17 protein-coding genes and 1 tRNA gene are annotated in these 21,352 nt (G+C 70.2%); 15 read left to right on the plus strand and 3 right to left on the minus strand.

The annotated features are described in order from the left end of the window. Positions 1-15: 15 nt before the first annotated feature. The 3 genes from E8A74_RS20585 to E8A74_RS20595 all read right to left on the minus strand — a co-directional run bounded on the left by E8A74_RS20585 (position 16) and on the right by E8A74_RS20595 (position 3,370). Positions 16-1,500 (minus strand): GTP-binding protein, encoded by a 1,485-nt coding sequence (locus E8A74_RS20585; RefSeq protein ID WP_136930741.1) that lies wholly within the window; start codon positions 1,498-1,500, stop codon positions 16-18. A 134-nt stretch (positions 1,501-1,634) separates the two neighbouring features. Further along, entirely contained in the window at positions 1,635-2,348 is a 714-nt protein-coding gene (locus E8A74_RS20590; RefSeq protein ID WP_136930742.1) for a PA14 domain-containing protein, read from the minus strand. 59 nt (positions 2,349-2,407) lie between these two features. Beyond that, entirely contained in the window at positions 2,408-3,370 is a 963-nt protein-coding gene (locus tag E8A74_RS20595; RefSeq protein ID WP_136930743.1) for a rhomboid family intramembrane serine protease, read from the minus strand. A gap of 144 nt (positions 3,371-3,514) precedes the next feature. On the opposite strand from E8A74_RS20595, the gene E8A74_RS20600 reads away from it, so the two are divergent. From E8A74_RS20600 to E8A74_RS20665, 15 genes are all read left to right on the plus strand, one after another. Continuing rightward, the gene (locus tag E8A74_RS20600) at positions 3,515-4,321 is read left to right on the plus strand and encodes an RNA polymerase sigma factor (RefSeq protein WP_232379674.1); all 807 of its coding nucleotides are present in this window, start codon (positions 3,515-3,517) and stop codon (positions 4,319-4,321) included. After that, positions 4,318-5,028 carry a hypothetical protein gene (locus E8A74_RS20605; RefSeq protein ID WP_136930744.1) on the plus strand — a complete coding sequence of 237 codons (711 nt, stop codon included), beginning with the start codon at positions 4,318-4,320 and terminating at the stop codon, positions 5,026-5,028. The genes E8A74_RS20600 and E8A74_RS20605 overlap by 4 nt, the downstream gene beginning before the upstream one ends. Continuing rightward, positions 5,025-5,615, plus strand: coding sequence for a hypothetical protein (locus E8A74_RS52480; protein ID WP_232379675.1), 591 nt, complete (start codon positions 5,025-5,027; stop codon positions 5,613-5,615). The genes E8A74_RS20605 and E8A74_RS52480 overlap by 4 nt, the downstream gene beginning before the upstream one ends. An 8-nt stretch (positions 5,616-5,623) precedes the next feature. Then, entirely contained in the window at positions 5,624-6,598 is a 975-nt protein-coding gene (locus E8A74_RS20610; protein WP_170229250.1) for a lysophospholipid acyltransferase family protein, read from the plus strand. 41 nt (positions 6,599-6,639) lie between these two features. Continuing rightward, entirely contained in the window at positions 6,640-8,325 is a 1,686-nt protein-coding gene (locus E8A74_RS20615; protein ID WP_136930746.1) for a J domain-containing protein, read from the plus strand. A gap of 75 nt (positions 8,326-8,400) precedes the next feature. Further along, the gene (dnaK, locus tag E8A74_RS20620) at positions 8,401-10,230 is read left to right on the plus strand and encodes a molecular chaperone DnaK (protein WP_136930747.1); all 1,830 of its coding nucleotides are present in this window, start codon (positions 8,401-8,403) and stop codon (positions 10,228-10,230) included. 28 nt (positions 10,231-10,258) lie between these two features. Next, complete coding sequence (locus E8A74_RS20625) at positions 10,259-11,776, plus strand: hypothetical protein (RefSeq protein ID WP_136930748.1); 1,518 nt, start codon at positions 10,259-10,261, stop codon at positions 11,774-11,776. Further along, complete coding sequence (locus tag E8A74_RS20630) at positions 11,773-13,836, plus strand: M1 family metallopeptidase (protein WP_232379676.1); 2,064 nt, start codon at positions 11,773-11,775, stop codon at positions 13,834-13,836. The genes E8A74_RS20625 and E8A74_RS20630 overlap by 4 nt, the downstream gene beginning before the upstream one ends. A gap of 5 nt (positions 13,837-13,841) precedes the next feature. After that, complete coding sequence (locus E8A74_RS20635) at positions 13,842-14,969, plus strand: hypothetical protein (RefSeq protein ID WP_136930749.1); 1,128 nt, start codon at positions 13,842-13,844, stop codon at positions 14,967-14,969. 63 nt (positions 14,970-15,032) lie between these two features. Further along, positions 15,033-15,105: transfer RNA gene (locus E8A74_RS20640), tRNA-Phe, on the plus strand. Between the two features lie 204 nt (positions 15,106-15,309). Further along, positions 15,310-16,740, plus strand: a complete 1,431-nt coding sequence (locus E8A74_RS20645; RefSeq protein ID WP_136930750.1) for a carboxypeptidase-like regulatory domain-containing protein — start codon at positions 15,310-15,312, stop codon at positions 16,738-16,740. 40 nt (positions 16,741-16,780) lie between these two features. Beyond that, entirely contained in the window at positions 16,781-17,935 is a 1,155-nt protein-coding gene (locus E8A74_RS20650) for an SUMF1/EgtB/PvdO family nonheme iron enzyme (RefSeq protein WP_136930751.1), read from the plus strand. A gap of 91 nt (positions 17,936-18,026) precedes the next feature. Beyond that, on the plus strand, positions 18,027-19,637 hold the full coding sequence (locus E8A74_RS20655; RefSeq protein ID WP_170229251.1) for a serine/threonine protein kinase: 1,611 nt from the start codon (positions 18,027-18,029) through the stop codon (positions 19,635-19,637). Then, entirely contained in the window at positions 19,637-20,422 is a 786-nt protein-coding gene (locus tag E8A74_RS20660) for a tetratricopeptide repeat protein (RefSeq protein WP_136930753.1), read from the plus strand. The genes E8A74_RS20655 and E8A74_RS20660 overlap by 1 nt, the downstream gene beginning before the upstream one ends. Then, entirely contained in the window at positions 20,422-21,114 is a 693-nt protein-coding gene (locus E8A74_RS20665; protein ID WP_136930754.1) for a hypothetical protein, read from the plus strand. Before E8A74_RS20660 ends, E8A74_RS20665 begins: the two co-directional genes overlap by 1 nt. The last annotated feature ends 238 nt before the right edge of the window (positions 21,115-21,352 follow it).

The following is a 21,352-nucleotide window of genomic DNA, read 5'->3' on the forward strand; positions in this document are numbered from 1 at the left end:
ATCCCTCCGCGAATCTCAGCGAATCGAGCTTCGCGCGAGCCGCACGTCGACCGCGAACGCGTAGGCCGCGAGCGCGTCGCGCGCGGTCATCTTTCCGCCTCCGCGCGCGGCGCGCACGGTCGCGCGGAAGGACAGGTACCGGCGGCCATCGAGCCCGAGCAAGAGCGGCACTGCGCCGGGATCACGCGGCGCATCCGAGGCGCCGAACAAGCTCGCGGCGCTCGCGAGCTGGCGCGCCACGAGCCCATCACACTGCTCGATCGCCTCGGCGTAGCGTCCGTTCGTGATGGCCGCTTCGACGTTGTGCACGAGCGCGTGATCGCCGTCGGGCCAGAGCTCCGCGAACGAAAGCCCAGCGCCCCTCGACGCTTCGACGTGCACGGCCGCGTCGGCCTTCGCCGCGATGTTCACGGATGCTTGGTTCGTGGCCGGCGCCGAAGGCGGGGGCGGCGGCGCTTGCGGGACGAGCGGCGCAAACGGCTTCGGCGGAGGGAAGACGGAGCTACGTGTTCGGCTGCGAACCGACTCGGGCGCGCGCGGCCTGCCGGCCGTGGGCGGGGCCTGCACGGATGCGGGCGGCGCGGGCCGCACGGACTCTGTCTTCGGCAGGATCGGCGCCTCGGCGGGCGGCGCGATCGCGAGCTGCGCGCTCGACGGCGTGGACTCTTCCTGGGCCTCGGGGAAGCTCGTGACGGGCAGGGGAGGCGGGCGCATCGCGGGGCTCTTCAGCTCGTCGGGCTCCTCGATGCCCGTGTCGGGCGGCACGCTTCCCCAGGCGCGGCTCGGGGCCACGCGGTTGACCATCGCGGCGCTCACGGGCGGACGATCGCTGCGCGAGGCGTCGCGCAGCGCTGCGGCGAGCCCTTCTTCGGCCGGGTCGTAGGCCTCTGCGGCGGCGGCGCGCACCGACTCGGGGATCTGCGACTCGAACGCCGCGAGCACGACCTGCGTGATCCGCTCCAGCGTCTCGTACACGCCCATGCCCGTCTTCGCCGACGCGGGCTGGGACGGCGCGCGGAAGCGGTTCAGCATCCTGTCGAGCTCCTCCATGGGGAGCACGTCGGGTAGGTCGCGCTTGTTGTGCTGGAAGACGATGGGCATGTCCGCGACGTTCCGGCCTTGATCGGCGAGGTTGTCGCGCAGGTTGTCGAAGCTCTCGAGGTTCGCGTCGGCGCGCGCGATCTGCGAGTCGCTCACGAAAACGATGCCGTCGGCGCCCGTGAGCACGAGCTTGCGGGTCGCGTTGAAGTAGACCTGCCCGGGGACGGTGAAGAGTTGCAGCCGCACGTTCATGCCGCGGATGGGCGGCAGGCGCATCGGCAGGAAGTCGAAGTAGAGCGTGCGGTCGACGGGCGTCGCGAGCGAGACGAGCTTGCCGCGGTGCTCGGGCTTGGCCGTCGCGTGGATGTACTCGAGCGTGGTCGTCTTCCCGCCGAGCCCCGGGCCGTAATAGACGATCTTGAAGACGAGCTCCCGCGAGAGCGGGTTCACCGACGCCATACGCGAGGCGACGATAGCATCATGGCCACCCGCCGCGTCGAATAAGCCGCAGGATCGAAGGCGCTTGCGAGGGGTCGGGCGAACGAAGGGCGGAGAGAGAGTCGGGATCGTGGCGAGATGCGTGCGCGCGCGAGCTAGCGAACGCCCACGAGGGGACGCGGCGCGGCGCTGCCTTCGCCCACCGAGAGCGAGAGGGCGACCGTACCCTTCTTGCCCTGCATGTAATCGAGGCGGAGCTGATGGCGGCCGGCCTTGAGGGTCTTCGTGCCCGAGGCCTCCTGGGGCGCGTGCAGGCCGTCGTTGTCGGCGACCTTCTCGCCGTCGACGTAGAGGATGGCGCCGTCGTCGGAGAGGAGCTTGAACGTGTAGGGGGAGTCGCGCGGGACGTCGAAGGCGCCCTCGTAGCGGATCGCGAACCACTCTTCCTGGGCGAGGACGCCGGGGAAGCCGCCGGAGAACTCCTGGCGCTGGACGATGAAGCTGTCGGTGAGGAGCGTCGCGAAGGGGACCATCTTCGAGAGGTCCGGCAGCTTCGTCGTCGTGTCGGGGATCACGTACGCGTAACCCTTGAAGGCGCCGAGCGAGCCGTTGCCGAAGGCGATGCGGCCGTTGATGCGCGGCGGCTCGACGACGGGCTTGGTGGTCCCGGTTTGTGTGCCCGACGGCGTCGTGGTGGTGGGGGGCTTCTGGGCGTTCGTCGGGCGGCGGATGCCGCGGGACGGTTGCCGCGCCGGCTGCGCTTGCTGCTGCTGCTGGTTCGTCGGCGGGCGGTTGTTGACGTAGACGGTGCAGCCGCCAAGGGCGACCGCGGAGGCGAGAAGGGCGAGCCGAAGCGAGCTGTGCGACATGGCGTCTCCTGGGGAAGAAATCGATACGAGGCGGTAGACGGTCGGGGCCGAATTTGCAATCACCGCTTCGTCTGGAAATCGACAACCCCGGTTTGAACCGCGCGCCGCGACGAACGCTCCCTGTACTGCTCGAGCTCGCGCCACGTGGGCGAACGTTGGGCCAGGACGAGGGATGCCACACACGTGAGCAGGCCGATCGCCGCGGCGACGTTGAGCCCGAGGTCCGACTTGCCGCTGCGGCCGGAACTCGGCGCTGGTTTGGCAAAATACAGACCGAAGAGAACGCCGACGATGAGGCCGCCCAGGTGGGCGATGTTGTTGACCAGGATCCCGACGCGGGCCTGGTTGATGGCGAAGCCAAGCAGCAAGCTGTAGAGCACCGCCTGCACGGCGAATCGCTTCCACTGGGGGTTTCGCTGTCGGTACAGCATCCCCAGCACGAGCCCCATGATCCCGAAGACGGCGCCGCTCGCGCCCGCCGTCTGGCCTCCACCCGAGGCGTCGAAGAGGATCGTGTAGGCGATCGAAGCGACCCACCCGAAGACACCCGCGGTCAGGTACGTGAGGACGAAGCGCGCCGGGCCCACGGCAGGCTCGGCGACGCGGCCGAGCGACGTGAGCGCGAACATGTTCATGACCAGGTGGAGCGCGCCGTAGTGCACGAAGATCGCGGAGACGAGCCGCCACGGCTCCGCGAAGACGAGCGGCCCAGCGACCGATCCGAACCGAAGGGCGTCGATCGGATCCGCAGAGAGCAGCGCTGCGAGCACGTTCTCGGTTCCCCGGACGCGGAGCGCGACCCAGAGCTGCGCCGCAAAGACCAGCACGGTGAGCCCAATCACGAGCTTCGAGGCGAGGAGCGCGTCCGGATCGAGCCGCGCGCCGAGGCGATCGACGGAACGAGCGACGGTGGAGAGCGCCTGCCCGCAGCGGACGCAGCGATCGAAGCCGGCTCCGTTCAGCGCGCCGCAGCGCGCGCAGGGCACCGCCTTCGTCCGCGAGGAGTGAGCTTCTTCGGTCAAGTCGTCGCTCCCTTGGTGGAAACTCCAGCCTTTCCCGCGAGAAAATCCGTTCGTGGCCGGAGGATGGAGCGCAGGACCGCGCGCCGGGGCTCAATGTGGTGGCGATCGCCCGTAAGGTCGAGCGGCAAAGGCCGTTCTCCGGGCGTGCAAGCGTTAGCCCTCGCGTTCCGTCCGCTCGCGCCGCCCGCCCAGGATCCGGTGGCGGCGCTTCTGCTCGCGGTCGGGCTCGGTCGTCGTCCCGTGCCCTCGCCGCGCGCGGAGAAGCCGTCGCCGGTCCAGGCTGTGCGGCCGAGGCCGAGTCCAGGTATGGTGGCGTCCGTGGCCGTTGCGCGTACGGATCTCGAAGCAGAGCGCGAGCTCTGCGAGCGCGCGAGGGCCGGGGATCGCGCGGCGCTCGGGCAGCTCCTGCGTCGCTACGGGCCGATCCTCTACCGCTCGGTGCTGCTGCCGCGTCTCGGGCGCGAAGCGCTCGCGCAGGACGCGCTCGCCGAGACGTACGCGCGCGTCGTGGAGCGGTTCCATCAGTTCCAGTGGCAAGACGCGGGCGTCTACCCGTGGCTGCGCGTCGTGGGTCTGCGCATCGCGTACGACATCCTGCGATCCCGCAAGCGCGAGACGCTCTACGAGCCCGACGATCTGCAGCGCGAGATCGACGCGGCCGAGGCCGATCCACAGACGAACGGCGAGGCAGAGCTCTGCGAGAAGCGCGACCTCGCCGAGGCGCGCGCGCGGGTCGAGGCGGCCTTGCGATCGATCCATCCGCGGTACGCCGAGGCGATCCGGCTGCGCGTGCTCGAGGAGCGATCCCGCGAAGAGGTGGCGAGCGCGCTCGGCGTGACGGTCTCGACGTTCGACGTGGTGCTGCACCGCGCGCTCGCGGCGCTGAAGAAGGCGATCGACGTGCCTCGCGTGGCCGAGGGCAAGCTCGCGTCGAGGGAGGCTCCGCGATGAAAAGGGAGCACAAGCTCAGGCTGGTTCATCCAGACGAGCGCGTGGCGTTCGAGGACGAGCCGCCGCCGTCACCCGAGGAGCTCGCGGAGGCCGAGGCGCTCCGCGCGTCGCTGGAGAAGGGAGAGCACCCGCTCGCCGTGGTGCTGCGATCGGCGAGCGCGCCGGCGTCGCTCGACGACGCGCTGAACGACGCGCTGATCGAGCGCGCGCTCGGCAAGAGCGAGGCGCACGTCGAGGGGGAGGACGCGCCTCCCACGGCCTCCGAGCGCGCAGGGGCCGCACGGCTGCGTGATGCGCTCGACGCGCCTCGTGGAGAGGAACGGAGGGCGCCGCTCGCGGAGCTGGCGGAGGCGCTCGTCGCGGCGCACGAGCCACGCGCGATCGAGCCGCTCCGGAACGAGGCGCTCATCGCGCGTGCGCTCGGACGTACGTCGGCGCAGCCGCGCAAGGGGCGTGTGCTTTCGGTCGTGACGGCGGCGGTCGTCATGGCGGCCGCGGCGGCTGCGGGCTTCGCGCTCACGCTGCGTCCTTCGACGGAGAGCACGGTCGCGGAGGCGCCCGAGCTTCAGCGCTCGCGCTCGGCAGGCGAGCTCTTCGACACACCGTTCCCGCGCGTCGGCGGCGCGTCGGCGCGCGTCGATCGCATCGCCGGCGCGCGCGCCACGGAACTCCGGCAGAACCGCTTTGCCTTGTGGGGTGTGCGATGACGCGCCGCTCGGCGAAGATCACGATCGTGGCGCTCGGGCTCGCGGTGATGAGCGCCGTCGGCGTGAGCTGCGCGCGATCGGAGCGCGCAGCGACGCAGCCTTCGGCGTGCGAGCCTGGCGCCGCGCCGGTCGTCGACTCGGTGCTGCTCGCGTTCCTGTCGAAGGCGCGCGCCGCGCACCACAAGGCCGATCTCGCGGAGGCCTCGGGCGACGTGGCTCGGGCGATCGCCTCGCTCGAATCCCTCACGGGCGGCGCGCGTCCCGGCGGCGCGACGCCTCTGCCCGAGGCGAGCGAGGTCCTCTCGGACACGTACGCGCGCCTCGCCGATCTGCGCAGCGCGCGCGGCGAGTTCGACACGGCGCTGCGCGACGTCGACGCAGGGCTCGCGCTGGCGCGGGAGACGACGTACTTCCGTGGCCATCTCTTCGAGGTGCGCGGTCTTGTCGAGGAGCGGCGCGCGAAGTCGCTCCCCGAGGGCGCCGATCGCGAGAGCGCGCGCAAGGCCGCGATGGATGCGTTCGACGAGGCCGTGCGGATCCAGGATCAGGTGATCTCCTCGGCGCTCGACGACGGCGGCGCGCGCTGAGCACGCGCGTGGCGAGCGAAGAGCCCGTCGCCGACGTCCGCGAGGGAGGGACGTGGACCCCGCGGCAACGCCTGAAGAACGACGTCGTGTACGTCCTCGTGCGCGCCCTCCTGGCCTTCGCGTTGTTCCTCCCGCGGCGCGCCCTCGGGGCCGTTTGTCGCGCGCTCGGGTTCGTCGCGTACGTCGTCCTCCCGCGCACGCGGCGGATCGTCGCGGCGAGGCTCGAAGCCGGGCTCGGTTCCTCGAACGTTCGTGCTCAAAGTGTCTTCACGACCGTCGCGGCGATGCTCGCCGACACGCTCGATCTCCTGCGACCGGGCGAGCGCGCGGGCGCGCGGCTCTCGCTCGATCCGGCGTCACGTCGGGTGTTCGCGGAGGCGCTCGCGGAGGGGCGCGGCGTGGTGTTCGTCGCGGCGCACCTCGGGCCCTGGGAGCGCATGGCCGCGCTCCTCGTCGAGGAGGGATTTCCGGTCGCCACGGTCGCGCGCGAGAGCTACGACCCGCGCTTCACCGAGCTCTACGAGCGGCTGCGTCGTCCGCGGGGGGTTCGTTCGCTCTACCGAGGCCGGCGCGGCGTCGCGCTGTCCATCGCGCGTGAGCTCGCAAAAGGCCGCGCCGTGGGATTTCTCGTCGATGTCCCCGCGCGTGTACCCTCGGTCACCCGACGCCTCTTCGGCGCCGATGTCCTCGTCCCGATCGGCCCTGCACGGATCGCGCTCGCGCGTCGAGCCGCGGTGGTCGTGGGCACGTGCGCGCCGGCGACGTCGGGGTCGAATGCTTCGGGTTCGTCGCTTCCGATCGTCCAGATCTCCCGCGTTCCCCTGGACGATCTTGGTCCGGATTCTTGCGCCGAGGACGTTCTCATGACGAGAATCACGGCCGAGCTCGAACGACGCATTGCAGCATGGCCGGAGGCGTGGCTCGGGAGCTTCGTGTCTCTCGGGCGTCCGGCTGCGTTGCGGGGCGCGCTCGATCCTCACTAGACTGAACGCTCGGTTTCGCGTCCGCTACGTCCGGTTCCCCCATGGTGCGTGTTCCTAGGCCGGTGCCCGGGTGCGACATCAAGTCGCTGCCGCTCAGGCCCGACGAGGCTTACCTGCTCTCGCGCATCGACGGCGTGGTGAGCGAGCGTGAGCTCTCGCTCATCACCGGTCTCTCGCAAGCCGAGGTGACGACTGCGCTGGATCGGCTCTTCGTGCTCGGCGCCGTCGACTTCAACGAGCCGAGGGCCCCGGTGTCCCGTCGCGCGCACCCGAGCGTGGCGCCGGCCTCGGGCACCGCGTCGAGCCGGGGAACCGAGGGTCCGCCGAGCCGCAGCTTCGAAGGCAGCTTCGGCGCAGGGCCGTCGTCGCGCAGGTTCGAGCCGACGGTCGATGCGCCGCCCGCGAGCCGCCGGAGCTTCGAGCCGCTCGCGGAACTGCCGCCGCCGACCCGGCGCAGCATCGAGCTCTCGGCCGAGCGTCGCAGCGGCACCGACACGGGCGTCGACGCGCCGCCCGCGACGCGGCGCGCGATTGACCTCACGGTCGAGCAGCCACGCATCGTCGATCCGGAGCTCGAAGAGCCCGTCGATCTCGATCACGCAAAGAAGAAGCGGGTCATCGAGCTCTTCAACGCGCTCGATGACCGCAACCACTACGAGCTGCTCGGCGTCGCCATCGACGCGGACAAGAAGCAGATCAAGAGCGCGTACTGGGTGCTCGCGCCGGAGTTCCATCCCGACAAGTATTTTCGGAAGAAGCTCGGCACGTTCAAGCAGCGGATCGAGGCGATCTTCGACAGGCTCACGCTCGCGCACGACGTGCTCACGTCGAAGCAGCGCCGCGCGGAGTACGACGCGTACCTCGAGCAGACGCGGCGAAACCGGACGATGGCCGCGCTCCTGGAGCACGATCCGACCGACATCCCCGCGGTCGTCGCGGCGGCCGAGGATGCGCCGGGGAGCGGGCCTCCGACGTTGCCCGGGCGCCTCGTCGGCGAGGATCCGAGCGGGAGCCCGGAGAGCGTGCGGATGCGCCGGTCCTTCAGCGCGAAGCTCGCGAGCCACTCGCTCCGCCGCGCGATGCCCGACATGGCCGGCAGTTCGGCCGTGCCCGCGACGCCTTCCCAGCCCGCGACGGATCCCTTCCGCCGCTACGATGCGACGCGGAACGAGGCACGGCGGCTGCAACTCGAGCGGTACGTGCTGGCGGCGAAGGTGGCGCTCGAGCGGAGAGATCTCGCGGCCGCGGCGAACGCCTACCGGCTCGCGGTGGCCCTCGCGCCCGAGGACGAGGGCCTCGTGCGCAAGGCGACCGAGGCCCAGCAGCAAGCGGCGGCGGAGCTCGCGGAGGGATTTTTGCGGCAGGCCGAGTACGAGGCCAGCCAGGGGCGCTGGTCGGAGGCGGCCATGAGCTTCGCGAATGTCTGCAAAGCGAGGGGAGACGACCCCCGGCCTCACGAGCGCGTAGCGTTTTGCACACTCAAGAGCGGCCAGAACAACCGCCGCGCCATCGATTTCGCCCGGCGCGCGGTGAAGCTCGCGCCTGGTGTCGGCGAGTACAGGCTCACCCTGGCGCGGGCCTACATGGCGGCCGGGCTGGAGACGACCGCGCGCGTCGAGATGGAGCGCGCCGCCGAGCTTTCGCCGAACGATGCTAGGATGCGGGAGGCGATCGCGCAGCTTCGCGCGCAGATGAAGAAACCAGACGGCGGCGAACCGGAGAAATGATCCCCGGCGGCAGCGGTCTCGCCGTACTTTTGCACGACTCTCCCCGGCACCCCCCTCCACGGAGCACCTGAATCGATGGAGCGCGTCATCGGAATCGATCTCGGCACCACGAACTCGTGCGTGGCCATCGTCGAGGACGGCGTACCGACCGTCATCCCCAACCGCGGCGGATACAAGACGACCCCTTCGATGGTGGCGATCACCGAGGCCGGCAAGCGCCTCGTCGGTCACATCGCGAAGCGGCAGGCGATCACGAACGCGGAGAACACGGTCTACGCCGCCAAGCGCCTCATCGGGCGCAAGTACTCGTCTTCGCAGGTCAAGCACGCGATGCTCTCGGCGTCGTATCGCATCGTCGAGGGGCCGCACGGCGACGTGCGTATCCAGCTCCGCGACAAGACCTACTCGGTCCCCGAGATCAGCGCGATGGTGCTTCAGGAGATGAAGCTCTTCGCGGAGGACTACCTCTCGGAGCCCGTCACGAAGGCCGTCATCACCGTGCCCGCGTACTTCAACGACGGCCAGCGCCAGGCCACGAAGGACGCGGGGCAGATCGCGGGGCTCGACGTCATCCGCATCGTCAACGAGCCGACCGCCGCCGCGCTCGCGTACGGCTTCGAGCGCAACGTCGAGAAGACGATCGCGGTCTTTGATCTCGGCGGCGGCACGTTCGACATCTCCATCCTGGAGATCGGCGCGGGCGGCGTCTTCAAGGTCATCGCGACGGCGGGCGACACGTTCCTCGGCGGCGAGGACTTCGACGCGCGGATCATCGACTGGCTCGTGCAGGGCTTCCGCGATCAGACGGGCGTCGATCTCCGGCAGGATCGCATGGCCCTGCAGCGGCTCAAGGACGCCGCCGAGAAGGCCAAGTGCGAGCTCTCGGGCGTGCGCGAGACCGAGATCAACCTGCCGTTCATCATCTCGAGCGGTCGCAACGAGGCCTTGCACCTCCAGCGCACGCTGACGCGTGATTCGATGGAGTCGCTTTGCGGCGATCTCGTCGATCGTTGCATCGAGATCTGCCGCCAGACGCTCGAGGACGCGCGCATCGAGCGCGAGGAGATCGAGGACGTGATCCTCGTCGGCGGCATGACGCGCATGCCGCGCGTGCAGGATGCCGTGCGCCAATTCTTCGGCCGCGAGCCTTGCAAGGGCGTGCACCCCGACGAGGTCGTCGCGCTCGGCGCGGCCGTGCAGGGGGCTGCGCTCGTCGACGAGTCGAAGCAGATGGTGCTGCTCGACGTCACGCCGCACGCGCTCGGCATCATGACGCACGGGTCGAACTTCGATGAGCTCATCCCGATGAACACGACCGTGCCCACGAGCCGGTCGAAGATCTTCACGACGAGCCGCGACAACCAGACGGCCGTGAAGATCCTGGTCATGCAGGGCGAGAGCGCGCAGGCCGAGGGCAACGAGCTGCTCGGCGAGTTCGTCCTCACGGGGCTCCGGCGCGCGCCGAAGGGCCAGGTCGAGATCGAGGTGACGTTCGCCATCGACAGCGACGGCATCGTCTCCGTCGGCGCGAAGGACCTCGAGACCGGCCAGCAGCAGTCGATCCAGGTCACGGCTTCCAGCGGCCTCACGAAGGAGGAGGTCGGCGCGATGATGGAGGCCGCCAAGGAGTACCTCGTCGAGCGTCGCTCGAACGACGAATTCGAAGGGGTCAAGCAGGAAGCCGAGAAGGTCATCGCGGACATCGAGAAGATGTTCCCGAAGGTACAGGCCATCGTTCAGTCCAGCGATTTCGGGCGTGACGCCATCGAGAAGGCGCGCGCCATCCTCGAGCGTTGCCGCGAAGCGATCGCCCGTAAGGATTTGACCGCGCTTCGTGGTCAGATGGACTCGCTCGCCCGCACGCACCGGATGTTCAAGGGCGTCATCGCCAGGCCGCAAGGGTGAGCACGGCGCGACGCTTGGTCGGGGTGTGATGTCGCAAAAGCCTCCCGAACGATCGAACGAAGAGACCGGAGACCAGGGACAGGACCCGGAAGGCAAGGGCGCCGCGGATCGCGGCGCGCGCAAGCCGGTCGTGCCGCGGGGCCTCGGCCTCGCCGGCGACACCGTGCGTCCGCCGCAGCCCGTCGTCTCTGTCTCGTTTGGCGACGCCGAGCCGCTGCCGGAGTTCATCCAGGAGCGCGAGACGTTGCCGCCGCCCGTTCCCATGGAGCAGCTCGTCGCGCAGATGATGCGGCCCGAGGCGAGCGAGGAGCCGCGCGCGGGCTCCGCGGCCGCCGAGACGATCCCGCCGCCGGCGAGCGACGTGGACACGGTGCGGCCGCGCGGCGACGACGCGAAGACGATCCCGCCGCGCGGAGACGACACGATCCCGCCGCGTCCGCTCCACGAGGCGAAGACGATCCCGCCGCGCGGCGACGACACCGAGCCGCCGCAGCGGGACGACGCGAAGACGATGCCGCCGCGCGGCGACGACACGCTCGACATGCGGCAGGACGATCTCGCCACGATGCCGCCGCCGATGCTCGATCAGGACACGCTCCCGGGCGTGGCCCCCGGGCTGCTCGAAGAGCACGAGCCGCTCTATCGCGGCATCGCCGCGCGCGAGTCGTCGTCGTCGCTCACGGCGCGCGCGCTCGACACCGCGGACGCCGTGTTCGAAGAGCTCGGCGTGGAGTTCTTTCGCGCGCGCGACACGATCGAGACCGAGCCGCCGCCGCGGACGCTCGAAACCGAGCCGCCGCGCTCGCGCCCGACGGAAGAACCTCCGCGCTCGCACCCGACGGAACCTCCGCGCTCACGCCCGGCGGACGAACCCGTGCGCGCGCGTGTGCCCGCGCCCCCGCCTGCGCCGATGCCGACGCCGACGCCGACGCCCGAGGAGACACCTCGCCCTCGCCCGATCGACGAGCGTCCGCGCATCGCGTCACGCCTCACGCCGCCGCGGACCGTGAAGCCCACGATGGATGCGCCGCCGCCTGCGCCGCCGAGCAACGCAGGACGTCCGTCGCACCGCAGGCGTGGATCCGAGACGGGATCACGCAGCGCCGAATCGCTCATGTCGGGCGAGCGCTCCTCACCCGTGCCGAGCGTGCCCGTGAGCGAGCGGCTCAACGAGGTGCGTGCACGTTACGAGGCTGGGGATCATCGCGCCGCGCTCGCGCTCGCCGAGGCGATCCTCGCGGACGCGCCGGACAACATCGGCGCGTTCAGCTACGCCGAGAGCTCGCGGCAGATGCTGAAGCAGAAGTACATGGCGCGCATCGGCGAGACGAGCCTCGTGCCGCGGCTCAAGGCCTCCGTCGAGGAGCTCGCGCGTGGCCTCGACGAGCGGGGGCGCATGATCGTCGCGTCGATCGACGGCGTGGCCTCGATCGAAGACATCATCGGCGCCACGGGCCTGCCGACGATCGAGGTGCTGCGGGTCGTCCACGATTTGCTCGTGGCGCACAAGCTCGACCTCGCGACGTTCCCAAGAGGAAGACGATGAACCAACGACAGGGGGGGCGGGGTGGGTGGGGCCGGACGGCCCTCGCCATCGCCGTGGGCCTCGGCGCGACCTACGGCGCGGCGCTCGCGGCGACCACGAGCGTCTCGGCAGAGCCTCCCGCGGCGGCGGGCGTCGAGCTCGCCGAGGCCGTGATCCCTCCGAGCAACGCTGGCTCCGGCGCGCTCCCTGCGTTCGCCGCCGAGCCCATGGCCGCGCACGCCGATCCCGTCGCGAGTTACACGCTGCGCGCCACGCTCGATCAGACGCTCCACCAGGTGCGTGGCGAAGGCACGATCGTCTGGCGCAACGCCTCGCGCATCCCGCAGCGCGAGATCTGGCTGCACCTCTACCTGAACGCCTTCAAGAACGAGAAGACGAACTACATGCGGCAGCGCGCGCGCGGCTTCCGCGGCGGCGGCGCGCTCGCCGACTACGGTTGGATCCGCGTCTCGAAGCTCTTCGCACGCGAGCTCGACAGCGAGCTTTGGGACAAGGCCGATCGCCACACGCCCGGCGATCCCGACGACGAAACCGACATCCGCGTGCCCTTGCCGCGCGCGATCGAGCCGGGCGAGACGCTCACGCTCGACGTCGCGTTCGTCTCCGATCTGCCGAGCGTCACGCTGCGGACCGGGTTCGACGACAGCTTCCACATGGTCGCGCAGTGGTTCCCCAAGCTCGCGAAGATCGAGCCCGACGGGCGCTGGGCGCACTTCCCGTTCTATCGCTTCTCGGAGTTTTACGCGGACTACGGCAACTACGACGTCACGATCGACGCGCCCGAGGGCTACGTCATCGGCGCGACCGGCAGGCTCGACAAGGAGACCGCGAACGGCGGCCGCGTCGAGCGCCGCTTCCTGCAGGAGGACGTGCACGACTTCGCGTTCACCGCGTGGGATCATTTCCGCGAGGTCACGGCGACGACGGCGGACGGCGTCGCGCTTCGTTGCCTCTATCCGCCGGGCTTCGATCGCGTCGCGACGATCGAGCTCGACGCGGTCCGGTTCGGCCTCGAGCACTTCGGCGCGGCGTACGGAAAGTATCCGTACGGCACGGTCACGATCGTGCATCCACCGCGCGGCGCCGGCGAGGCCGGCGGCATGGAGTACCCCACGCTGATCACCACGGGCGGCGCGTGGTGGACACCCGAGACGGGCGCGCGCGCCATCGAGGGCGTGACCCTCCACGAGCTCGGGCATCAGTGGTTCTACGGGCTCGTCGCGACGAACGAGCATGCCTTCCCGTTCCTCGACGAGGGCCTCAACACGTACGCGGAAGGCGAGTCCATGGAGGCGCGCTGGCCCGGCAACTCGGCGCTGCGCTTGCCTGGGGGCTTCGGCGTCGCGCTCCCCTCGGCCTACCGCGTCGCCGCCGCCGAGGTCGAGCACAACGAGGCCGTCGCGCAGTCCGCCGCGCGCTTCGCGAGCGGCAGCGACTACGGCTCGCTCGTCTACTCGCGCACGGGCACCATCTTGAACACGCTCGCGGGCGTCTACGGCCCGGATCGCGTCCGCGAGGCGATCGGCCGTTACACGCGCCGCTACCGCTTCCGCCACCCTGGGCCCGAGGAGCTCCTCGGCGTCCTCCGCGACACGCTCGGGCCCGACGCCGAGCTCACCGCGCGCCAGGCGATCTTCGAGCGCGGCTGGGTCGACTACTCCGTCGCCGAGATCGGCTCGAACCGGATGGCGCCGCTCGGCGGCATCTTCGGCGATCCGGACAAGCCCTCCGCCGCGCCCGTGCTCGACACGTACGGCTACCGCGGCCGTGTCCTCGTCCGGCGCCGCGGCACGCTCGTCTTCCCTGTCGACATCGATCTCGTGATGGAGGACGGCTCGACGAAGCGCGTGCGCTGGGACGGCAAGGGCGTCACGCACGAGGTCGACTACGAGGGCGAGCTGCGGCTCGTCGGGGCCGTCATCGATCCCGAGCATCGCGTGCTGCTCGACGACGACCTCTTGAACAATGCGCAGAACGAGCGAGGCGGCGGGGTCGGCTCGCGTGTGCTCGAGCGTGGCATGTTCGGCGCCGAGCTCCTCCTCTGGCTCCTCGCTCCGTGAGCACCATGAACCACGCGCAAGGCACGATCGAAGAGAGACCTCTCGCGCGCAGGCGCCCCGGCGTCGTGTTGCTCGTCTACGCCTTCCGCCTCGTCGCGGCCTTCCTGCTCGCGTGGCCCTTCGCCCTCACGCTCGGCGGCGCCGTCTCCGGCTACCCGCGCGGCGACGCCGTCCTCTTCGATCAAGGCGGCCTGCTCCTCCTCGAAGCGTTGCGCCGTTCGAGCGGAGGCCTCCGCCCTGCGACCGCGAGCACGCTCCTGCTCCTCGTCCTCGTCAGCTTCCTCGGCCTCTTGCCGCTCGCTGCGCTCCTCGGCGCGCTCGGCGCGAAGGGCCGCGTCGCTGCCCGTGATCTCGGCGCGTGGGCGCTCCGCCCCCTCGGCACCTTCTCGCTCCTGCTCGGCGCTGCGGCGCTCGTCGAGGCGCTCCTCGGCGGCGTGCTGATCGCCATCGGCAACGCCGTCGCGCGCCGCGAGACGATCGACCTGCGCGCCGCGGATCAGGTGCGCATCGGCTTCGTCGCCGCCGCGATCGTCCTCGTCCTGCTCGTCTCCGTCTTCCACGACATCGCGCGTGCCGCGGCCGTCCGTGGTGAGCTCGGCATGCGCGCCTCCATCAAGCGCGCCTTCGAAGCCGTTCGCAGCGCGCCGCTCGCGCTCCTCGCCGGCTGGTCCTGGCGCGCTGCGCTCGGCGCCGTGCTCCTCGGCGCCGCGGTCGTCCTCGGCTCCCGCATCGGCGTCGAGCGCAAGGCGCAGGTCTTCGCCGCCTTCTTGGTGCACCAAGCATCCGTGCTGGCGGTCTTGTTCCTCCGCGCCTCCTGGCTCGCGTCGGCCATCCGCCACGTCGATCGTGTCCTCCCTCGTCAACGCTTGGGGGCTCCGCTCGGACAAGCCGAGCTTCCCTCCCAAACTCCCACCACGAACGAGCCTGTCGTCCCGGCCTCGCTCCCCGCATCTCCTGCCGACGACGACGCCGAGCCCCCGGCGCCGATCGACGCCCTTGTGGAAACCCCCGCGGAAAACCCCGCGAAACACCCCGCGAAACACCCCGCGAAACACCCTTCGACGGAGGCCCCGAACCTGCTGCCCGTCCCCGCAGATGAAAAAGTTGTCGCGGAAGAACGATTGGACGCTTGACTTAGGTGACGTTCCGCGTAACGTACGCGGCCTGCGCAGCTCGTCAGAGCGAACGCGGACCTCGCCCAGGTAGCTCAGTTGGTAGAGCAGCGGATTGAAAATCCGCGTGTGGTTGGTTCGATTCCGACCCTGGGCACTACGATTCACTCCCCGGACGTTGCCTCCCCTTCGAGGCGGCGTCCTCCGAAGGTCGCATCTCCTGTCCGTCACGTGACGGCGATGCAGCGCTCTCCCGGCTGATGCAGAATGCGGACGGCCGGGTGAGCTGCGATCGCTGCTTCGCTCGGCCCTCGCTCGGGTTCTTTGCTTGGCGCCGCGGCGCCGGGAGAGAGGCAGCAACATGAGAGGCAAACACGCGGTTTGCGTGGGGATCGGCGCGACCTTGGCGATCCTCGTCGGGCTTTCGGCGGGCGCTTGTGGTGGGGGTGGCAGCTCCACGCCCACTGGCTCGGGCGGATCGGCGGGCACGGCCCAGGGCGGCATGGGCGGCATGGGCCAGGGCGGTACCGGCGCCGACGGCGTCGGCGGCATCTTCACGGGCGGCGGGCCCCCCTGCTCGAACCTCGAATGCCAGCAGGTGAACTGCGCGGGCGGCGCCAAGACCACGGTGACCGGCAAGGTCTACGATCCGGCCGGCAAAACCCCGCTCTACAACGTCACCGTCTACATCCCGAACGAGCCGCTCAAGCCGCTCCCCGAAGGCGCGAGCTGCGATCAATGCGGCTCCGTGCTCTCCGGTGACCCGGTGGTCACCGCGCTGACGGACACCCAAGGCAGGTTCGTTCTGGAGGACGTCCCCGTCGGCAAGGACATCCCGCTCGTGATCCAGGTTGGCAAGTGGCGCCGGCAGATCGTCCTGCCCGACGTCGTCGAGTGCGTCGACAACCCGCTCACCGACGCCAACGTCACGCGCCTGCCGCGCAACCAGTCCGAGGGCGATCTCCCGCGGATCGCGCTCACCACGGGCGGCGCCGATCCGCTCGAGTGCCTCCTGCGCAAGATCGGCATCGACGACGCCGAGTTCACGCCTGCGGACGGCAATGGCCGCGTCCAGCTCTTCTCCGGCCCGGGCGGCTCGAACAAGTACGCCGCGTCGCTCAACGGCGGCGCCTCGTTCGCCGCTGCCACCACGCTCTGGGCCAACGTCGACAGCCTCAAGAAGTACGACGTCGTCCTCATGGCCTGCGAGGCCGCGCAGAACGGCTCGCAAAAGCCCCAGGCCGCGCGGCAGGCCATGTTCGATTACGCCTCCCAGGGCGGGCGTATCTTCGCCTCGCACTGGCACAACTACTGGCTCGAAGAAGGCCCCGATCCCTTCCCGGACACGGCCGTCTTCAACCACCAGGCCGACCTCGCGAACCCCTTCACCGCGAAGATCGACGACACCTTCCCCAAGGGCGCCGCGCTCCGCGACTGGCTCGTCAACGTGAACGCCTCGACCACCCCCGGCGAGCTCGTCATCAAGGAAGGACAACACACGGTCGACGAGGTCAATCCGGCCGTCTCGCGCCGCTGGATCTACGGAGAAAACCCGGGCTCGGTCCAGTACCTCACGTTCAACACGCCCATCGGCGTGCCCGAGGAAAACCAGTGCGGCCGCGTCGTCTTCAGCGACATTCACGTCTCCTCGGGCGACGAGATCGGCGCTGCGTTCCCGAACGGGTGCAAGACGACGGATCTCTCGCCGCAGGAGGAGGCGCTGCTCTTCATGCTCTTCGACCTCTCGGCTTGCATCCAGCCCGACGACGAGCCGCCCGTCCCGCCGAAATGAGGCTGGCGCCCGATCCCCGCTCGACTATGGGAGGGCGGGTATGCGGATCGTCTCGTCCCTCCCTTCGATCGTCGCGGCCCTCGTCTTCGTCGCCGCGTGTTCCGCCGCTGCTCCCGAGCCCGTGATGGGCGGCTCTCCGCCGCCGCCCCCGCCTCCCGCGCCGCCCCCTGCGGCCGCCATCCCCACCGAAAAGCCCGCCGACGCGGCGCCCCCGGACGCGACCGGCAAGACGGCCGAGCCTGCGCCGGCGACGAGCGCCATGGCCACGCCTGCGCCCACGCCCGTGCCTTCGGCCGAGCCTTCGGCGTGCCCGCCCGACATGCAGCTCGTCGAGGGCGAGTACTGCACCGAGGTCGAGCACAAGTGCAAGAAGAGCTGGTTCGACAAATCGAACAAGAAGACCGTCTGCGAGGAGTTCGAGCCGACGAGCAAATGCGTCGGCAAGAAGGTGAAGAAGCGCTACTGCGTCGACACCTACGAATGGCCGAACCAGAAGGGCGTGCGGCCCGAGGTGATGAACCGCTTCCACCAGGCGCAGATCAAGTGCGCCTCCGTGGGCAAGCGCATGTGCACCGAGTCCGAGTGGAACTTCGCCTGCGAGGGCCCCGAGATGAAGCCGTTCCCGCACGGCTACGTGCGCGACGCGGCCAAGTGCAACGGTGACCACCTCTGGGACGATCCCAACATGAAGAAGGTCGCGGCGCGGGACGGAGACGAGCTCGCGCGCCTCTGGAAGGGCGTCCCGAGCGGCTCGCAGCCGAATTGCATCAGCGCGTTTGGCGTCGCCGACATGCCGGCGAACACCGACGAGGTCGTCGCGAGCGAGCAACCCAAAGGCTCGCGGCACGCGCTCTACGACAGCGTCCACACCGGCGGCCCCTGGTACAAGGGCGTCCGCAACCAGTGCCGCCCCAAGGTCTACACACACGACGAGGATTTTTATTATTATTTTCTGAGCTTCCGCTGCTGCGCCGAGGCCGATGGCAAGGCCACCGATCCGCGCACGCCGTGGCAGATCCGGGACAAGTGGACCGTCCAGAAGGTCGAGAAGCGGGCCGGCTTCACCATCGCCGAGATGCAGAAGAAGCTCGACCAGAAGAAGCAGGGCCAGTGCACCTGCGCCGCGCACGACATCCTCTGCAAGACCATGTGCGGCACGTTGCTCGGCCCCGGCGCCGTCGACGCGAAGCACTGACCGCCGGGTCAGCCAGACCAACGAAAGACTGCCGATCTCGCAACGCCGGGTGTTTGTGGCGAGAGCGGCAAAGGTGTACCCTCGGGATCCCATGTCGGAGTCCCAGGACGTCCCCGAGCGCCTCGGTCGCTACGAGATCGTAGAGCGACTCGCGTCCGGCGGCATGGGTGAGGTCTTCATCGCGCGTTTCGTCGCGCCCGGCGGCTTCGTCAAGCCCGTGGCGGTCAAGCGCATCCACCCGTACCTCGCCGAGGACGAGACCTTCATCCTGATGCTGCACGACGAGGCCAACGTCGCTGCGGCCATCCGGCACCCGAACATCATCTCGACGATCGACGTCGGCTCCGAGACGGGCAACCACTTCGTCGTCCTCGACTACGCGAACGGCGACCCGCTGCAGCGCATGCTGCGGGACATCCGGAAGAACCACGGCACGGCGTTCCCCGACTGGATGGTCGCGTGGATCGGCGCCGAGGTCGCCTCCGCGCTGCACGCCGCGCACGAGGCGAAGAACCTCGAAGGCGAGTCGCTGGAGATCATCCACCGCGACGTCTCGACCTCCAACGTGATCCTCTCGGACGCGGGCCATCCGATGCTCTTCGACTTCGGCGTCGCGAAGGCGAAGCAGCGCATGGTGCAGACCTCGCACGGCGAGCTGAAGGGAAAGCTCCCGTATATGGCCCCCGAGACGTTCCGCGGCGAGGCCGTCGATCGCACGGTCGACGTCTTCAGCCTCGGCGTGATGCTCTACGAGCTCTGCACGGGCAACTCGCCCTTCGCGCGGAACTCGGATCTCGAGACGATCATGGCGCTCCAGAGCGCGGTCGTGGAGCCGCCGAGCCAGGTGCGCGACGCGATCCACGCCTCGCTCGATCCCATCGTGATGCGCACGATGGCGCGGGATCGGGCCGAGCGATATCCGACGGCCCTCGCCGTGGAGAACGATCTCCGCGCCTGGGCGCGCGCCCGCGGCGCCCCGCACGACGCCGCCTCCGCCGCGGCGTGGATCGCCGAGACCTTCCCGGACCGCTGCGCATGGCGGAAGGCCCTGCTCGCGCGCGTGGCGAGCAACACGCCGCGCGCGCAGATGAGCTCGGCGCCGCGCATCCACACGCTGACCCCGGGCTCCTTCACGCCGCCGTCGCACCCCACCGGGCAGCTCGCGACGCCCGCCCCGCCGAGCGCGCGCCTCGGGACGCTCACGCCGGGGCAGGTCCCGCAGATCCCCGGGCCGCAGGGGCACACCCCGGCGCCGAGCAGCTACGTGCCGTTCGCGATCGGCCCGGAGCAAAGCGGCACGACGAGCGCGTCGATCCCGGGCGTCGCGCAGAGCGACCCGCAGGCGCTTGGTCTGGAGTCGGCGCGTCCGCGGGGCGCGTTGTCGATGCTCCACGTCTTCCTCGCCGTGTTCATCACGCTCCTGCTCGGCGGCGGCGCATTCGTCCTCCTCAGCACGCGAAGCGGCGGCGGCGACGACACGCAGACCGCGGCCGCAGCGCCCGCGTCGGTCATCGTCTTCGTGCCTGCGCCCTCGTCCTCGGTGATCCCGGCCGCGTTGCCCTCGTCCTCGGCCGCGCAGGACCCGCTCGCCGCGTCGGCCAAGCCTGCCGCAAAAGCGGGCGCGACGGCCCCCAAGGCGGGCTCGACGTCCTCGCCTCCGCCGACGAAGAAGGGCGGACCTCTCGTCCGGAGCTACGACTGATGCCCCGTTCGCCCCTGCGATGGCTCGCCGTCGCCCCCGTCGTCGCGTGTCTGCTCGTCGCCCCCATCGCGCTCGGCGCAGGCCCCGCCAAACCCACGCCCGAGCAACGCCAGGCGCGCGCCCTCTTCGACCAGGGCCTCGCCCTCAGCGACGAGGGCAAATGGACCGAGGCCCTCGAGGCCTTCCGCAAGTCCGACGACATCAGCCCCTCGACGAGCGTCCGCTTCAACATCGCCGCCTCGCTCCGCGCCCTCGGCCGATACGTCGAGGCACGTGACACCCTCGACGCCGCCGTCACCGACGCCGAGATACGCAAGGTGCCCATCAAGCCCTCGCTCAAGACGGAGATCGACAAGCTCCGCGAAGAGGTCTCCGGCAAGATCATCCGCATCGAGCTCCAGACGAGCCCCGCGAACGCAGACGTCACCGTCGACGGCATGCCCATCAAGCTCGCCACCGACGGCCGCGCCGAGATCGACCCCGGCAAACACGTCTTCGTGATCGGCGCCAAGGGCCACGACACGACCACGGTCACGAAGACCGTCTCGCAGGGCGACACGTCCCTCACGCTCACCGCGCCACGCGCCGCGGCCGTCGAAGCGCCCAAGCCCAAGGACCCGCCCTTCTACAAGCGCCCCTGGTTCTGGGGCACCGTCGGCGCCGTCGTGGTCGGCGCAGCCGCCGTGACGACGATCGTGCTGGTCACGAACCCCGAGACGCCCACCACGGCCGGGCCCCCGCCGAGCACCGTCGACCGCGTCTTCCCCGCCCTCGTGAGGTTCTGATGCCCGACGCCGTTCGCGAAACGCCCCGTCCTCGCCGGCGCGCGGCCCTCGCCCTCGCCACAGGCGCATCGCTCGTCACAACCACCGGCGCCCTCATCGCAGCCTGCGGCTCCGACGTGACGGGAGACCCGAGTTACCTCCTCGTGGAGCTCGTCCCCGTAGAGACCCCCGCAAAGCCCGGCGCCGCGCGCATCGTCGTGACGAAAGGCAGCGCCGAGATCGCCGCGCTCTGCGTGAACCTCACAGGCGACGCCCCAGCGAGCTTCGTCCTCAAGCGCGACGCAGGCAACCCCGCCTCCGAGCGCATCAACATCGAGGTCCTCTCGTTCGCCACCCTGAAGGGCCAAGAAAACGCAGGGCCAGGCAAGGAGTTCGCCTGCCCCTCGCCCCTCCCGCCCATCCTCGGCGACGTGCAAACCATCGACACAGACTTCTGCGAGGCCGCGACACGCAAGCTCGTCTTCCACGTCGGCTCCGTATGCGGATGCAACGATGCCGACGCAGGCCCCGGCGACGACGCAGGCGACGACGCAGGCGACAGCGACGGTGGGGACATCGACGCGGGCCCGTCCTCATGTGGATGCGCACCCGGCTTCTCCTGCGGCGCAGGCCTCTCCACCACAGGCCAGGTATGCGAGGCCTCGACGTGCTGCGGCACAAGGCTGTCATCCGCGTGCGCTCTCGGTAGCTGAGCTGAGCTGAGCTGAGGCGTCGCGCCGGGGCGCTGCCCCGGTCCCCGCGGGGGGCTGTCCGCCCCCTCGACCCCGGACCAGGCACGGCCTGGACCGAGGGTGGAAGAACTGCGCTCCGCGCAGTTCTTCCAACGGGCCGGTGGCAAGACCATGGAGGGGGCTCTCAACCTGGCGACGTGTGCGTTGCCCGTTGAACCGGCAGCGCTGCGGCTTTGGTTGGCGGGCCCGTCGCCGGTCT

Origin of the sequence: Polyangium fumosum (assembly GCF_005144585.1) — a bacterium.
In the GTDB taxonomy this organism is placed as follows: Bacteria; Myxococcota_A; Polyangia; order Polyangiales; family Polyangiaceae; genus Polyangium; species Polyangium fumosum.

Coding starts and splice junctions, on each gene's coding strand:
- E8A74_RS20585 (WP_136930741.1), bottom strand. CDS start 1,500: ATGGCGTCGGTGAACCCGCTCTCGCGGGAGCTCGTCTTCAAGATCGTC.
- E8A74_RS20590 (WP_136930742.1), bottom strand. CDS start 2,348: ATGTCGCACAGCTCGCTTCGGCTCGCCCTTCTCGCCTCCGCGGTCGCC.
- E8A74_RS20605 (WP_136930744.1), top strand. CDS start 4,318: ATGAAAAGGGAGCACAAGCTCAGGCTGGTTCATCCAGACGAGCGCGTG.
- E8A74_RS52480 (WP_232379675.1), top strand. CDS start 5,025: ATGACGCGCCGCTCGGCGAAGATCACGATCGTGGCGCTCGGGCTCGCG.
- E8A74_RS20615 (WP_136930746.1), top strand. CDS start 6,640: ATGGTGCGTGTTCCTAGGCCGGTGCCCGGGTGCGACATCAAGTCGCTG.
- dnaK (WP_136930747.1), top strand. CDS start 8,401: ATGGAGCGCGTCATCGGAATCGATCTCGGCACCACGAACTCGTGCGTG.
- E8A74_RS20625 (WP_136930748.1), top strand. CDS start 10,259: ATGTCGCAAAAGCCTCCCGAACGATCGAACGAAGAGACCGGAGACCAG.
- E8A74_RS20630 (WP_232379676.1), top strand. CDS start 11,773: ATGAACCAACGACAGGGGGGGCGGGGTGGGTGGGGCCGGACGGCCCTC.
- E8A74_RS20635 (WP_136930749.1), top strand. CDS start 13,842: ATGAACCACGCGCAAGGCACGATCGAAGAGAGACCTCTCGCGCGCAGG.
- E8A74_RS20645 (WP_136930750.1), top strand. CDS start 15,310: ATGAGAGGCAAACACGCGGTTTGCGTGGGGATCGGCGCGACCTTGGCG.
- E8A74_RS20650 (WP_136930751.1), top strand. CDS start 16,781: ATGCGGATCGTCTCGTCCCTCCCTTCGATCGTCGCGGCCCTCGTCTTC.
- E8A74_RS20655 (WP_170229251.1), top strand. CDS start 18,027: ATGTCGGAGTCCCAGGACGTCCCCGAGCGCCTCGGTCGCTACGAGATC.
- E8A74_RS20660 (WP_136930753.1), top strand. CDS start 19,637: ATGCCCCGTTCGCCCCTGCGATGGCTCGCCGTCGCCCCCGTCGTCGCG.
- E8A74_RS20665 (WP_136930754.1), top strand. CDS start 20,422: ATGCCCGACGCCGTTCGCGAAACGCCCCGTCCTCGCCGGCGCGCGGCC.